Consider the following 15,302-nt stretch of genomic DNA (forward strand, 5'->3'; position numbering starts at 1 on the left):
ATTCCTAGCCGTAGATCGTCTCCCCGTCGTCGGACTCCTTGGAAATCCGGCGGGCGAGGAAAAGACCCTCCAGTGCAAGTTCGATGGCGGCGGCGCGCTGCCCCTCGTTTTTCGCGCCCAGACGCGCGCCGATCTGGTCGTACAGGTCGGATCCGTCAAGAGCCGGGAGGTTTGCGAGGAACTCCCGCGCGGTGACTTCTTCCCCGGTGGTTACGGTCGTGTGTCCGTCGAGTGCGGCAACGAGCGGTCCGAAATCGATGCCGCGGTAGTGCATCCGCACGGCCTCGGCAGTGGCCGTGCGCACGAGGTGATCGAGGACGGCACGTTCCCGCCCCTCTTCACCCGATTCGAACTCAATCTTGCCGGAGAGGACATCGACCGCACTCTCCAGGTCGACGATCCGGGCGACTGCCTCCTCTTCCCCGCGCACGGCAGCCCGGCGAAGCGCTGCCGCGGCGACGGTCTCGGCGCCCGCGATGCCGAAGCGCGCCGAGACTCCGGAGCTCTGGTTAACCGCCGGGGATTGGCGGAGGGCACGCGTGTAGCGGGCCAGGATCTCGAGGATGACGGGCGAAACGTCGGCGACAAGCCGACCCTCCTGCGCAATGACTGCCACCTCGTCTTCCAGCTCGATCGGGTAATGGGTGCGGATCTCGGCGCCGAAGCGGTCCTTCAGTGGAGTGATAATCCGGCCACGGTTGGTGTAGTCCTCCGGATTCGCCGACGCGACGACAAGCACATCGAGAGGCAGCCGCAGTACGTAGCCGCGGATCTGGATGTCGCGCTCCTCCATCACGTTGAGCATCGCGACCTGGATGCGCTCTGCAAGGTCGGGAAGTTCATTGATGCCGATGATGCCGCGGTTGGAGCGCGGGACGAGACCATAGTGGATGGTTTCCGGGTCCCCGAGTCTGCGGCCCTCGGCTACCCGCATTGGGTCGACGTCGCCGATAAGGTCGGCGACAGAGGTGTCCGGGGTGGCGAGCTTCTCGACGTAGCGTTCCGAGCGGTGCCGCCAACCCACACGCAGCCGGTCCCCTTCGGCGAGGGCACGGGTGCGGGACTGCTCCGTAATCGGTTCGTACGGGTGTTCGTTCAGTTCCGATCCCTCGATCACCGGAGACCACTCGTCGAGAAGTCCGACCAACGTGCGAAGGAGCCGCGTCTTGCCTTGTCCCCGCTCGCCGAGCAGGACAACGTCGTGGCCGGCGATCAAGGCACGCTCGAGCTGGGGAAGAACGGTGCGGCTGAAACCGAACATGCCGGGCCACGGATCGCGGTCTGCGGCGAGCGCGGCGAGCAGGTTGTCGCGGATCTCGTGGCGCAGGTCCTTGTGAACATGGCCGGCTGCACGTAGTTCACCGACAGTAAAGATTTCGGGACGATCACTCACACCTCAAAGGTAGTCCTCGAACTGCCGTGAATCGAGCATCCAACTTTCTCATGATTCCAACGCGTCAGCCTCTGGAACGGCATACGCTGGATTTTGATGACTGCAACAACACCGTCGGCGCCAGCGAAACCGCCGAGTACCCTGCTCCTTCTGGTGCGTCATGGGCAGACGCCCACGACGGGAACGGTGCTGCCCGGGCTTGCCCCCGGGCTACACCTCTCCGACGGGGGCCGGGGCCAGGCCCAACGGGTCGCGGAGCGGCTCGCAGCGCTTCCGATCGACGGCATCTACTCCTCTCCACTGGAGCGCGCTTGCGAGACTGCCGAGGCGACGGCAGCCAGCACTGGGCTCAAGGTGAACGAGCACGCCGGACTGATCGAGTGTGACTTCGGCGCGTGGACCGGAGCCGCGCTCACCGAGCTGGCGCGTTTGCCGCAGTGGCAGACCGTACAGCACACTCCGTCCGCCTTCCGCTTCCCGGACGGGGAAAGCTTCGCGCAGATGCAAGCACGGATGGTCGGCACCCTCGAGGGGCTGTGCACCGCCTACGTTGGCGGCGTCGTCGTTTGCTTCTCCCACGCCGACCCGATCAAGGCCGCCGTTGCCCACGCCCTGGGCACCCACCTGGACCTCTTCCAGAGGATCGTTATCAGCCCGTGCTCGGTCTCGGTCATCTCGTATGTGGAGGGTCAGGCGCCGGCCGTGCTCATGGTGAACTCGACTCTGGAATCACTGAGCGAGCTGAGGGCGTCATGAAAAGGGACAAACTGTGTCCGGACAGCAGCTGACACTGCTCGCCGAGGGGCGCATCGAGATGCTCGGACGTATCCTGCGCAGCAGCAACGCAACGTTCCTCGTCCAGGTCTCCTGCCGAGAGGAGTCTGCGTGGGCAATTTACAAGCCGGAGGCCGGGGAACGGCCGCTGTCCGACTTTGAGCCTGGGCTCTACCGGCGGGAACGTGCGGCTTATCTGCTGAGCGAAAATCTGGGGTGGGGCCTAGTACCGCCGACGGTAATCCGCGAGGACTCTCCCCTGGGCATCGGGTCGCTACAGTGGTTCGTCGAGAACGACCAGCGTGAGCATTACTTCACGCTCTATGAAGAATCAGCCGAAACCCATGACTGCTTGGCACAGATCGCCCTGTTCGATTGCATCGCCAACAACACTGATCGCAAAAGCGGGCATGTACTGCGCGGCTACGACGGACGGGTATGGGGCATCGACCACGGGCTGTGCTTCGCAGCACATTTCAAACTTCGCACTGTTATTTGGGATTTCGCCGGCGAAGCTATCCCGGGCGCTCTTCTGGATGACATCGCCCCGCTCGCACAAGCTGTGCCTCCCGACGTAGCCGAACTCCTCGACGACATGGAGGTTGCCGCCCTGCGGCTTCGGGTGAAGCGCCTGCTGCGTGAGAGGGTGCTGCCGGTCGACGACACCGGCATGCGTTACCCGTGGCCCCTTGTGTAGTGGAGTTAAGATTCCGGGCCGAGAGCCGGGCCGTAGGCCTCTGCCTACTCGTCGTTCTGGGTTTACCACCGGTCAGCCGGAGTGCCTTCCTCCAAGAAAGCACGCACCGCGTTCCTCACATCATCGAACCGGCCGTCGTGGATAGCCACCACCGGCGACTCGTCACCGAGCCTCGGGTTGTCTCCGATGAACCAGGCCCGGGCACGGTCAGCTCCCTGTGCAACCAGCAGCTGCCACTGGTCGTAGGCGAACCGGAGACGTTCTGCCTCCTTTTCGTCAGGCTCCGGGCCGTCTTCCATGACCCAGTCATCGGCGGTTAGCCGGACGCGGTCGCCGGCCAGGGCAGAGACCATAGTCGGTCCCAGATCATCCGTCAGTTGCCGGACAACCTCACGGATCCCCGGAGTTGCTGGTTCATGTTTCATCTGCCCACTCCTGTCATAGTTGGTCCCTGACCCAGCCTATGCCTGCCGCAGTCGGATGCCGGTCGCAAGGCTTACATCTACCGCAGCGATTCGCCGCCGGTCATCCCCAGCCGGATTCGCCCCCGATGTTCTGGTGGCTGTTCCTCGCCGTGACGTCGATCTGGTCGAATTCTCGGACGAACGATGTTCATCCACGCTTTCCTAGCCATGTTGTTAGCGGACAGGAGAAACTGCCCACCGGCGGTCAGCACGTTGCCCATAGATGGCCATCAGGAGCTGGCCGTCAGTGGCACCAGTGGGCACTCCACAATTGATGAATCCCCAGATCCGATTCGACCGATAGCTACCCAAGGAAGGTCCGTAACTTATCGTGTCCAAAGGGGTCAAGAGGGCTTTGAAATTGCCCGAGCCGAGGCGAGGCCCGGGCCGTCCGTTTCGGGTTCTTCCCCTTGTTTTCCAGCCCGCCAGTCGAAGTCGGGCCACGATGCAGGACCCGAGTGAACGGCAAGCCGGCAGGGCTTTCGCCTCCGAATCCTGGCGAGAGCGGCAAGAAACCAAACCCTCCCGGCGCCTCGAGCGACGGCGTTTCGACTGGCCGTCAGTGGGCAGCTCAAGTGGCCATGAGAGCACAAACTGCAAAAATCCTATTGGCCTTCTAGGGGCAGTTTCTGTTGGCCGCCAACACCACCTCAGGGATACGTATAAAAAAGCGTGTACCCTTTCGCATGCTTGATGACTCTCCGGCGCTGGCGCAAGGAACAAATCGTTCATTGGGTCTCGTGACGCGTCCGGCCATGCCAAGCTCGCCCTCCATTCATGACGGAACAGTCTCATTTCAGGGAAGCCGCCATTTGGCATCCGAATGCTGCTGCAGGTCTCGGTGCTCCATGTGCGGCCGCGTCTACCACCACAAGTCCATCAAGGAGGGCGGCGGAGCGCCGTCGCTTTCGTGGCGGATGTCAGGGAGGGCCCGGTCGCGTAAACTTCCCCATCCACTGGGATCTTCTGAACTTAGGTGTGGCCTCAGCGACACCTGAACCTGTTCCGCCTCCACCCGCAGACCACTCAGCGAAACCACCTGCAGGCTCGCCTGTCGGTCGAATGGTGGGACGGGGTAGCGGGAATTGCCGCCCCTACGGAAATGGACCAGGGCACTCGGTAGACCGCACTTGCAGGCAGAACGCATCACCCCGGCGTTGGAGGTGTTTGCCGGGGGCGATGCCTTCATCCCTCCAAGGAGAGGCGACGGTTCTGCCATCAGGTCCATCAACCCGACCACATGACCGCTGACTTGGAAAACGCTGGAGTAGACAGTGGCGCCGCCCCTTCCGCTCGGCCAAGTCATACAGTGATGTCGACCTTGCCTCTCGCCTTGCATGCATCTAGGTAGGACAGCGAGTTGTCGACACGAGCAGAATGCGTCCAGTCAGGTCATCGACGACGGTGACCGTGGCAACTGGGGCGATTGGGAGGACCTGGAGAATGACCAGCGTGGCTCTACAGCAGCTTCACAGTTTCGTCACAGGTGGGCTTATGGCCGAGCCCATACCGTGGAGATATGGATGAGAAGGGAGCGTTTAAGCCCCGACGCTGGCCCTTGATGATCTTCGTCGTCGTGGTGACGGCCTTGCTCCTCGCTGGCTGCATTACCGTGTTCTTCTCCGTCGGCCTGCCGCTGTTGACAGAGATTATTGAGTAATTCCAGGCCAACGGCATCCAGGCGTTTTGATGCACAGTACGGGCCCTCGGGTTCCTCATCCCAGTCGGCCGGGCTCATCGCGCTCTGAGGAACCACTGCTTGGACCCGTCTGTCATGGTCCGACTTTAGTCACGGACTGGCGTGGATTCGACGCCGCCCCGCCACGGGGGACGGCAGGACGGCGCCGAAAGACCACACTATTTCCGGCGCTCCGGCGGGGAAGACAGGACGCGCATCTTGAGCCAAACTTGATCCGGGCCTGCGGAAACCTTGCGGTCGGTCGGCCACGCTTGGAGCAGCAGATGGCGGGTACTGAAGCCGGAGTCCGGGCTACTGGGGAGTGCACGGACTGTCAGCGGCCGGCTCGTCTCGGCTCATCGGGTGCGGGGCACCGGCAGTACTTTGGGGAGAGCCTGCCGGCCCCGGCACCTGTTCCAACTCACTCTTAGAGTTGCCTTGGGCTCGTCGGCGGAAAGCCCGGACGTGCGAAATGGCCTGAAGTCAGGCCTCCCCAAGCCAACTCACTTCAAGCCATCTCGCTGTTGCCGCGGATTCTCGGGTGTTCCCACCCCGGCCGATGGACGGCCGCCTCCAAGGAATACGCAACTGTCGGAACAGGACGTCAACGGCCGTTCCGACATCCACCATTTTGCGCCCGACTGCGCTCATGAAAACGTTCAGGCCACCCCAGTCCTCAATCTCTGGGGTGGCGTCAACCTGGCTTTTCATGGCCCATTACCTGCCATTGGGATCTGCGGTCGCCCGCCAGAAGATCGAATGACGCGCCTATAACAGACGCCGGCCACAATCGTAGGAATGGCAGCCGGGCACGGCGACGACGCAGTCTGCTCATAAGCCCTTCCGGGTTTGCATCAATGCCAGAGCAGCGTCCAGCCACACCGGAGCCCGCCATGACCGTTCGGCAAGCCTCAAGCCCGTCTCAGCCCGCTGCTGCCTTAGCAGAAGCTTTGCCCCTTTACCGTCTCCATCTGATGCGGGCAGGCTATTTCTACATGGCGGTTGGCCTCGCCATCTTCAAGGTGCCGGAGCTCTTCAGCAGCGGCGCTTCCAGGCCCCTGATGGAGGGCGTTGTCACCTGCATCCTGGCCGCCATGTGCATCCTCGCCTTCGTCGGATTGCGGTATCCGGTTCGTATGCTGCCGCTGTTGCTGTTCGAGTCGATCTGGAAGCTCATCTGGCTAGCTTCCGTGGCGCTGCCCGCCATCATGGACGACGCCGTTGATCCTGCCATGTCCGAACTGATGTTTAACTGCTCCATGGTCGTCATCATCCTGGCAGTGATTCCGTGGCGCTATGTGTGGCGGCAGTATGTGACGGCGAAGGGCGACAGATGGCGGTGAGCGCAACACCTCCAAGCCTCACCTCGGTCTGTCGGGCGCGGCATCCGGCCCTTCCGTGGGGACGGCATCAGCCATCGATGATTGTCAGGTCGGCCAGGGCGTGGAGGGTCCTCAGTCCAAGAGATTTCCACGTCATCCACCAGACCGTCTTCTTGCCAGCGCAGCACCATGGCCACGCTCGCCCTGCCCTGGATCATTGCGCCGAAGGCCAGCAGTCGTTCGGTGTCCTCGGGTAGCAGCCGGACGCTGCCGTCGTTGACGTTAGTCACTTGGTGCAAGTGTCTCCATACGGTGTCCCTTCGGGGAAGCTGTTGGCGTGCACCAGCACGGCCACAAAGTCATCAATGGAATGTTCCGGTGCCAAAATCAACAAGGCCCTTCCCTTGGAATACAAGAGAAGGGGCCTGCTGGTGCCCGAGGTGGGACTCGAACCCACACACCTTTCGATACTGCATTTTGAGTGCAGCGCGTCTGCCAATTCCGCCACTCGGGCATGGAACACGCCGCCGTTACTTAACCGGCAACCAACAGCCTTTTGTGAAGACCGTCATGCTCCTTGAGTGCGCGAATCTACTCTACATGCCGATAGGCTATTTCCGAGAACCGCAGCAAAAGGGTTACAAAAACTCATCGAGGAGTACCAGTGTCTGAGCAAACCGAGTCCACCCCCACACGCCGCGTTGTCGTCGCCGAAGACGAAACTCTGATCCGCTTGGACATTGTCGAGATCCTGCGCGGCGAAGGCTTCGACGTCGTTGCCGAAGCCGACAACGGGGAGAAGGCCGTCGAGCTTGCCACCGAGCTCAAGCCAGATCTGGTCCTGATGGACGTCAAAATGCCTGTAATGGACGGGATTACCGCGGCAGAGCAGATTGTGAAGGCACGCATTGCCCCCGTAGTGCTGCTGACCGCTTTCAGCCAGAAGGAACTGGTCGAGCGGGCACGTGACGCCGGTGCCATGGCCTATGTGGTCAAGCCGTTCACCCCCGCCGATCTGGTGCCGGCCATCGAGATTGCGCTCTCCCGCCACCAGGAGATCAAGGCTCTGGAGTCGGAGGTCTCCGATCTGCAGGAGCAGTTCGCCACCCGCAAGCTCGTGGAGCGGGCCAAGAGCCTGCTCATCACAAAGATGGGGCTGACCGAGCCCGAGGCCTTCCGCTGGATCCAGAAGACCTCTATGGACCGCCGCTTGAGCATGCGCGAAGTCGCCGAAACCATCATCAACCAGGTCAACTAGCCCAGGAAACGCTAGTGGCCGGTCCTGATCGGGACCGGCCACTAGCGTTTAGCAGCGACGCTGCACCTGCCCTAACTAGGCCAGGGACCCACCTTCTCGTGCCGGGGGTTCGAGCCGTTCAGCAATTCACCGGCGTCTGCGAGGTCGCCGACACGGTGAACCTTCAGCGAGTTGGTCGATCCGGCTTTTCCGGGAGGGGAACCCGCGGCGATGACGACCAAGTCGTCGACGTCCACCAGTCCTTTCTCGTAAAGCACGCGGTCAACCTGGGCTGTCATCTTGTCCGTATGCTCGACGAACTCCACCAGAAGCGGCTGGATGCCCCAGATCAGTGACATGACGTTCAAGGTGGACTGCAGCGGGGTGAAGGCGAAGATCGGCCGGCCCGGCCGCAAGCGCGAAAGCCTGCGTGCCGAGTCTCCGGACTGCGTGAAGGTACAGAGGTACTTCGCGTCCAGCTGGTTCGCGATTTCGACGGCGGCACGGGTGATGGCACCGCCGCGGGTCTTGGGTTTGCTGCCCAGCGGCGGAACGCGGTCCAGTCCATGCTGCTCCGTGGACTCGATGATCCGGGCCATCGTGTTGACCGTCTCCAGCGGGTATGCACCTACGCTGGTTTCACCGGAAAGCATGACCGCATCCGCACCGTCCAACACAGCATTGGCGCAGTCGGACGCCTCGGCACGGGTAGGCCTCGGATTTTCAATCATGGATTCCAGTACCTGGGTGGCCACGATCACAGGCTTCGCCCAGCGGCGGGCAAGTTCAATGGCCCGCTTCTGTACCACAGGGACATCCTCGAGCGGCAGTTCGACGCCGAGGTCGCCGCGGGCCACCATGATGGCGTCGAAGGCGTCAATGATCTCTTCCAGCGCATCCACGGCCTGGGGCTTTTCGATCTTGGCGATGACGGGAGTGCGACGGCCTTCTTCGTCCATGATCTCGTGCACACGGCGCACGTCGGCTGCGTTGCGCACGAAGGAAAGCGCCACCATGTCCACGCCCGTGCGGATGGCCCAGCGCAGGTCCGCTTCGTCCTTCTCGCTCAATGCCGGGACGTTGACCGCAACACCGGGCAGGTTGATGCCCTTGTTGTTGGAGACGGCTCCTGCCACGGTCACTTCCGTGACGACCTCGGTGTCTGTGACCTTCACGGCACGCAGGGCAACTTTGCCGTCATCGATCAGCAGCGGATCTCCCGCGTTGACGTCCTTCGGCAGGCCCTTGAAGGTGGTCGAACACCGCTCGGCCGTGCCTTCGATGTCTTCGGTGGTAATGGTGAAGGTGTCCCCCACCTTCAAATCGTGCGGGCCGTCCGCAAAGCGGCCGAGCCGGATTTTGGGTCCCTGGAGGTCGGCGAAGATGCCAACAGGTTTGCCCAGCTCGGCCGCGGCGCGGCGCACATTCTCGTAGGTTCCCTGATGCACGCTGTAGTCGCCATGGCTCATGTTCATGCGGGCAACATCAACGCCCGCTTTGAGGACTTCCAAGGTGCTTTCGTAGCTGGAAATAGCAGGACCAAAAGTTGCAACTATTTTCGCTCGTCTCATAAACCTAGCCTAGTTCTCTCATGCAGTTATGGGCGTATCCACAGCGTACAGCCGGGTTCATTACATCGGCAGTGCGGCTATCGGCCTGTCGGTCGGAGCCACAGGCGCGGGCAGCCGCGTCTGACCGGTCAGCCACTTGTCGACGGCGGCAGCGCAGGCGCGGCCTTCGGCGATGGCCCAGACAATCAGTGACTGGCCGCGGCCGGCGTCACCGGCCACGAAGATGCCGTCCGTGTTAGTCATGTAGTAACCGTCCCGGACCACGTTGCCGCGGCTGTCGAACTCTGCCTTCACCTGTTCCGCGATACCTGCCGGTTCCGGACCGGTGAAGCCGAGGGACAGCAAGACTAGATCTGCCGGTATTTCACGTTCGGTGCCTGCCTTGGGCACGCGTTTGCCGTCCACGAATTCGGTCTCAGCGACCTTCAGCGCGCGCAGCTTGCCGTCGCCGTCGCCCAGGTATTCAACGGTGGAGGCAAGGTAGGTTCGCTCGCCGCCTTCCTCGTGGGCGCTAGCCACTTCGAACAGTGTGGGGAACGTCGGCCAGGGCTGGTGCGCGGCCCGCTCTGCCGGCGGCTGCTTGCCAATGGCCAGCGTGGTGACCGATGCAGCCTGCTGGCGGTGCGCCGTACCGAGGCAGTCTGCTCCGGTGTCACCGCCGCCGAGGATCACCACGTGCTTGCCGCGCGCGTCGATCTGGTTCTCTACCTTCTCGCCGGCCACCACACGGTTGGCCTGGACCAGATACTCCATGGCGAAGTGGACGCCGTCCAGCTCGCGGCCGGGTATCGCCAGGTCCCGCGGCACGGTGGCGCCGGTAGCGATCACCACGGCGTCGTACCGGCGGCGCAGCTGCTCCCAGCTGACGTCCTTGCCGATCTCGATGCCGGTGCGGAAACGGGTGCCCTCGGCACGCATCTGCTCCAGACGCCGCTCCAGATGGACTTTCTCCATCTTGAAGTCCGGGATGCCGTAACGGAGCAGGCCGCCGACCTTGTCGTCACGCTCGTACACTGCGACGGTGTGTCCCGCCCGTGTCAGCTGCTGCGCAACCGCCAAGCCGGCGGGGCCGGAACCGACGACGGCGATGGTCTGTCCGGTCAGACGCTCCGGCGCCAGCGGCGTAACCCACCCATTGTCGAAAGCCTCGTCGATGATGGAAACCTCCACCTGCTTGATGGTCACGGCAGGCTGGTTGATCCCCAGGACGCATGACGACTCGCACGGTGCCGGGCACAGCCGCCCGGTGAATTCCGGGAAGTTGTTCGTGGCGTGCAGGCGCTCGATCGCTTCCTGTCCCTTGCCGCGCCAGGTGAGATCGTTCCATTCCGGAATCAGGTTCCCCAGCGGGCAGCCCTGATGGCAAAACGGGATGCCGCAGTCCATGCAGCGTCCGGCCTGGGCCTTCAGCACGCCCTTTTCCTGCGCCTCGTACACTTCCTTCCAGTCCATAATGCGGACCGGGACCGGCCGCCTCGGCTGGGTCTGGCGTTCGCGTACCTTCATGAATCCGCGTGGATCAGCCACCGGTTACCTCCAAAATTCGTGACCAGACAACATCGCCGTCGGGATCGAGTCCCTCGGATTCAGCGGTAGCCCGGGTTTCCAGCACGGCCGAGTAGTTCCGCGGCAGCACCTTGGTCATGCGTGAAATGGTTGCGTCAAGATCCTGCAGCAGCTGCTCGGCCAACCGGGAACCGGTCTCCTCCGCATGCTGCTTGATCAGCGCGCCAACAGTCTCGCGGTCTTCGGCATCCAGCGGGAGCAGCAGCAACTCCTTGTTGTCCATGCTCTGCTTGTTCAGCCGTGCCCGGTCCAGCTCCAGCACGTAGGCCACGCCGCCGGACATGCCCGCACCGAAGTTCCGGCCGGTCCGGCCCAGGATCAATGCCGTTCCACCGGTCATGTATTCGCAGCCATGGTCGCCAATGCCCTCGACGACGGCGGTGGCACCCGAGTTCCGAACGAGGAACCGTTCGCCCACCTGGCCGCGGAGGAACATCTCGCCGCTGGTGGCACCGTAGCCGATCACGTTTCCGGCGATCACGTTGCGTTCGGCGGCGAACACGTTGCCACGGTCCGGACGGACGATGATGCGTCCGCCGGAGAGGCCCTTGCCCACATAGTCGTTGGAATCGCCCAGCAGCCGCAGCGTGATGCCGGCGGGCAGGAAGGCCCCCAGCGACTGCCCGGCCTGGCCAATCAGGGTTACGTCGATCGTGTCCTGGGCCAGGGTGTCGATGCCGAAACGCTTGGTGACTTCGTGACCGAGCATGGTCCCCACGGAACGGTCGGTGTTGACGATGTCCAGGCTGATCCGCACCGGCGCCCGGTTGGTCAGCGCCTCGGCGCTCATTGCAATCAGCTGGTTGTCGAAATGCTTGTCCAACTCGTGGTTCTGCTGCGTCGTGTTGCGCAGCGGCGAGTGGGCATCAAAACGGTAGCCGCGGAGGATCGGATCCAAGTCCAGCCCGTCGGCCTTCCAGTGATCAATCGCCTTGCCGGCATCAAGCAGCTCGGAATGGCCGATGACTTCGTCCAAGCTGCGGTAACCCAGTTCGGCCAGGATCTCGCGGACCTCCTCGGCGATGAACTCGAAGAAGTTCACAACGAATTCCGGCTTCCCGGTGAACCGGGAGCGCAGCTCCGGGTTCTGGGTCGCCACGCCCACGGGACAGGTATCGAGGTGGCAGACCCGCATCATGATGCAGCCCGAAACCACCAAGGGCGCGGTGGCGAAGCCGAATTCCTCGCCGCCGAGCAGCGCCGCGATCACGACATCACGTCCGGTCTTGAGCTGCCCGTCCACCTGGACAACCACGCGGTCACGCAGGCCGTTGAGCATCAGCGTCTGCTGCGTCTCGGCCAGGCCAAGCTCCCAGGGAACACCAGCATGCTTGAGCGAGTTCAGCGGACTGGCGCCGGTACCGCCGTCGTGCCCTGAAATCAGCACGACGTCGGCCTTCGCCTTGGTGACGCCCGCGGCCACGGTGCCGATCCCGACCTCCGACACCAGCTTCACATGCACGCGGGCCGACGGGTTGGACCGTTTCAGGTCGTAGATCAGCTGCGCCAGATCCTCGATGGAGTAAATATCGTGGTGCGGGGGCGGCGAAATAAGCCCGACGCCGGGGGTCGAGTGCCGTGTCCGGGCTACCCAGGGGTAGACCTTCTGGCTCATCAACTGCCCGCCTTCGCCGGGCTTGGCACCCTGGGCCATCTTGATCTGGATGTCGTCGGCGTTGGTCAGGTACAGGCTGGTGACGCCGAACCGGCCGGAAGCCACCTGCTTGATGGCGGAGCGGCGCTCCGGATCCAGCAGCCGGTCCTCGTCCTCGCCGCCCTCGCCGGTGTTCGACTTGGCACCGAGCCGGTTCATGGCAATGGCCAGCGTCTCGTGGGCCTCCTTGGAGATGGACCCGTAGCTCATCGCGCCGGTGGAGAACCGCTTGACGATGCTGGCTACCGGTTCGACTTCTTCCAGCGGCACGGCCGGACGGTTACCGGTCTTGAACTTGAGCAGCCCGCGCAAGGTCATCAGCTCTTTGGATTGGTCATCCACACCCTGGGTGTAGGCCTTGAAGATGTCGTAGCGGCGCTCACGTGTGGAGTGCTGCAGCCGGAAAACCGTCTCCGGGTTGAACAGGTGCGGAGGTCCTTCACGGCGCCACTGGTACTCGCCGCCAACCTCCAGTGAACGGTGGGGATCTTCGATTCCGTCGCTCGGGTAGGCCTGTGCATGCCGCGCCGCGGTTTCGGCCGCGATGACATCAAGGCCAACCCCGCCGAGCTGGGACTGGGTGCCGGCAAAATACTGGTCTACCATGCCCTGTGCCAGGCCAAGGGCTTCGAAGGTCTGCGCGCCGCAGTAGGACGCGACGGTGGAAATGCCCATCTTGGACATGATTTTCAGGACGCCCTTGCCCAAGCCCTTGATCAGGTTGTAGACGGCCTCGGTTTCAGTCACCCCCTGGATGTCGCCGTTGCGGACCAGCTCTTCGCAGCTTTCCATCGCCAGATACGGGTTAACCGCAGAGGCGCCGTATCCGATCAGAACGGCAACGTGATGCACCTCCCGGACGTCGCCCGCCTCAACCAGCAGGGAAATCTTGGTGCGGTTGGCGCTCTTGAGGAGGTGGTGGTGGACCGCGCTGGTCAGCAGCAGCGACGGGATCGGTGCCCACTGGGCATTCGAGTCGCGGTCGGAAAGGATGATGAATTTGACGCCGCGGTTGACGGCAGCCGAGACCTTTTCGCAGATCTCCTGCAGCCGGGCGCGCAACTCCGACTCGCCGCCGTCGGGACGGTAGAGGCCGCGGACTTTCAGCGTGGCCTTGGCACCCTCATCGGTTTCGAGCGCAGTAATCTTGGCCAGCTCATCATTGTTGATGACCGGGAATTTCAGCGCTACTTGCTTGGCGCGGACCTGGCCGGTAGCCAGCAGGTTGCCATCCGGGCCGATGGAACCTCGCATGCTCGTGACGAGCTCTTCGCGGATGGCATCCAGCGGCGGATTGGTGACCTGGGCAAAGGACTGCACGAAGTAGTCGAACAGTAGCCGCGGCCGCTTGGAGAGCACGGCTATCGGCGTGTCGGTTCCCATGGCGCCCAGCGGTTCCGCGCCCGTGCGGGCCATCGGGCCCAGCAGGATCCGCAGCTCTTCGTGGGTGTAGCCGAAGGTGCGCTGGCGGCGGTTGATTGACGCCGGGGTGTGGATCACGTGCTCGCGCTCGGGCAGGTCCTCGAGGCGGATCATGTTGTCCTTGACCCATTCGCCCCACGGGTTCGCCGCGGCAATCTCGGACTTGATCTCCTGATCCTCGATCAGGCGGCCGGCTTCGGTGTCGACGAGGAACATTTTGCCGGGCGAAACCCGGCCCTTCCTGACTACCCGCTCCGGCTCGATGTTGACCACGCCGACTTCGGAAGCGAGCACCACGAGGCCGTCCTCCGTCACCCAGTAACGGGCCGGCCGAAGACCGTTGCGGTCGAGCACCGCGCCTACCAGCCTGCCGTCAGTGAACGACACCGCTGCCGGACCGTCCCACGGCTCCATCAGCATCGAGTGGTACTGGTAGAACGCCCGACGCTCAGGATCCATGGTGGCGTGGTTCTCCCAGGCCTCCGGGATCATCATCATGATGGCCTGGGTGATCGGCTTGCCGGAAAGCATCAGCAGCTCGGCGACTTCGTCGAAGGAAGCCGAATCCGAGGCCCCGGGGGTGCAGATCGGGAACAGTTCTTCCGGAATGTCCCCGAGAACAGGATTGCTCAACTGCGACTGACGGGCACGCATCCAGTTCCGGTTGCCCTTGACGGTATTGATCTCCCCGTTGTGCGCAATGGTGCGGAACGGCTGGGCCAGCGGCCACGATGGGAACGTGTTGGTGGAAAAGCGGGAGTGGACAATCCCCAGCTTGGTCTTGAAGCGGCTGTCCGAGAGGTCCGGATAGAACGGCTCCAGCTGCGCGGTGGTCAGCATGCCCTTGTACACAATGGTCTTGGACGACAAGGACGGGAAGTAGACACCGAACTTGTTCTGCGCACGCTTCCGGACGCGGAAGACCTTGGCATCGAGTTCCGACACATCCGTACCGCCGCGGGGATCCATCCCCAGGAAAAGCTGCACGAAGTGCGGCATGCAGGCCCGTGCCATGGCGCCGACAAGGTCCGAGACAATCGGGACTTCGCGCCAGCCCAGGACCACGAGGCCTTCTTCTTCGGCCAGCGATTCCAGTCCGGCCTGGGCTACCTCGGCTTCGGCCTCTTCGTTCGGGAGGAAGGCAGTTCCGACGGCGTACTCGCCGGCGCGCGGGAGCTCAAATCCGGTCACGGCACGGAAGAACTCGTCCGGGATCTGCGTGAGCAATCCTGCTCCGTCCCCGGTACCTTCATCCGCGCCCACCGCACCGCGGTGTTCGAGGTTGCGCAGGGCGGTCAGGGCTGCATCGACGATGTCGTGGCCGGGTTCGCCGCGCAGGGTGGCAATAACTGCCAGTCCACAGGCATCTTTCTCATTGGCGGGGTCGTAGAGGCCCGCGCGTTCAGGATAGGCGGCGAAACGGGTAAACGGCGAAGCGACCTGCGCGCTGCCATTCCCGCCGCCGAAGTTGCGTGGTGTACTGGATCCGTTGAACGGAGGAGTCATAACGGTTTTCCTTCTCCC

10 protein-coding genes and 1 tRNA gene are annotated in these 15,302 nt (G+C 63.2%); 5 read left to right on the forward strand and 6 right to left on the reverse strand.

Features of this window, described 5'->3' with window-relative positions; translation table 11 throughout:
* Positions 1–4: 4 nt before the first annotated feature.
* On the reverse strand, positions 5–1,393 hold the full coding sequence (locus AC3A4M_RS21835) for a magnesium chelatase ATPase subunit I (protein WP_498738600.1): 1,389 nt from the start codon (positions 1,391–1,393) through the stop codon (positions 5–7).
* A gap of 96 nt (positions 1,394–1,489) precedes the next feature.
* Between AC3A4M_RS21835 and AC3A4M_RS21840 the strand changes: the two genes are divergently transcribed.
* Both AC3A4M_RS21840 and AC3A4M_RS21845 read left to right on the forward strand, forming a co-directional pair.
* Positions 1,490–2,149, forward strand: coding sequence for an MSMEG_4193 family putative phosphomutase (locus AC3A4M_RS21840; protein ID WP_498738602.1), 660 nt, complete (start codon positions 1,490–1,492; stop codon positions 2,147–2,149).
* 13 nt (positions 2,150–2,162) lie between these two features.
* Positions 2,163–2,864, forward strand: a complete 702-nt coding sequence (locus tag AC3A4M_RS21845; RefSeq protein WP_498738604.1) for an SCO1664 family protein — start codon at positions 2,163–2,165, stop codon at positions 2,862–2,864.
* Between the two features lie 62 nt (positions 2,865–2,926).
* Here AC3A4M_RS21845 and AC3A4M_RS21850 read toward each other — a convergent pair whose 3' ends face one another.
* Positions 2,927–3,289, reverse strand: coding sequence for a hypothetical protein (locus AC3A4M_RS21850; protein WP_498738605.1), 363 nt, complete (start codon positions 3,287–3,289; stop codon positions 2,927–2,929).
* Between the two features lie 1,558 nt (positions 3,290–4,847).
* On the opposite strand from AC3A4M_RS21850, the gene AC3A4M_RS21855 reads away from it, so the two are divergent.
* On the forward strand, positions 4,848–4,988 hold the full coding sequence (locus AC3A4M_RS21855) for a hypothetical protein (RefSeq protein WP_498738607.1): 141 nt from the start codon (positions 4,848–4,850) through the stop codon (positions 4,986–4,988).
* Positions 4,989–6,001: 1,013 nt separating this feature from the next.
* Complete coding sequence (locus AC3A4M_RS21860) at positions 6,002–6,349, forward strand: hypothetical protein (protein ID WP_498738609.1); 348 nt, start codon at positions 6,002–6,004, stop codon at positions 6,347–6,349.
* Positions 6,350–6,757: 408 nt separating this feature from the next.
* Here the strand turns inward: AC3A4M_RS21860 and AC3A4M_RS21865 are convergent.
* A tRNA-Leu gene (locus AC3A4M_RS21865) sits at positions 6,758–6,842 on the reverse strand.
* Between the two features lie 150 nt (positions 6,843–6,992).
* Here AC3A4M_RS21865 and AC3A4M_RS21870 point away from each other — a divergent pair.
* Positions 6,993–7,586: an ANTAR domain-containing response regulator gene (locus AC3A4M_RS21870; RefSeq protein ID WP_169994733.1), complete on the forward strand. Its 594-nt coding sequence runs from the start codon at positions 6,993–6,995 to the stop codon at positions 7,584–7,586.
* Between the two features lie 71 nt (positions 7,587–7,657).
* Here the strand turns inward: AC3A4M_RS21870 and pyk are convergent, their stop codons facing one another.
* The 3 genes from pyk to gltB are packed head-to-tail and all read right to left on the reverse strand — an operon-like array spanning position 7,658 to position 15,284.
* Positions 7,658–9,136, reverse strand: coding sequence for a pyruvate kinase (gene pyk, locus AC3A4M_RS21875; RefSeq protein WP_498738611.1), 1,479 nt, complete (start codon positions 9,134–9,136; stop codon positions 7,658–7,660).
* A gap of 60 nt (positions 9,137–9,196) precedes the next feature.
* Positions 9,197–10,663 (reverse strand): glutamate synthase subunit beta, encoded by a 1,467-nt coding sequence (locus AC3A4M_RS21880; protein ID WP_498738613.1) that lies wholly within the window; start codon positions 10,661–10,663, stop codon positions 9,197–9,199.
* Positions 10,656–15,284 carry a glutamate synthase large subunit gene (gltB, locus tag AC3A4M_RS21885; protein ID WP_498738615.1) on the reverse strand — a complete coding sequence of 1,543 codons (4,629 nt, stop codon included), beginning with the start codon at positions 15,282–15,284 and terminating at the stop codon, positions 10,656–10,658. The genes AC3A4M_RS21880 and gltB overlap by 8 nt, the downstream gene beginning before the upstream one ends.
* Positions 15,285–15,302 lie beyond the last annotated feature (18 nt).

The organism is Arthrobacter sp. Soil_C_60 (genome assembly GCF_057656375.1).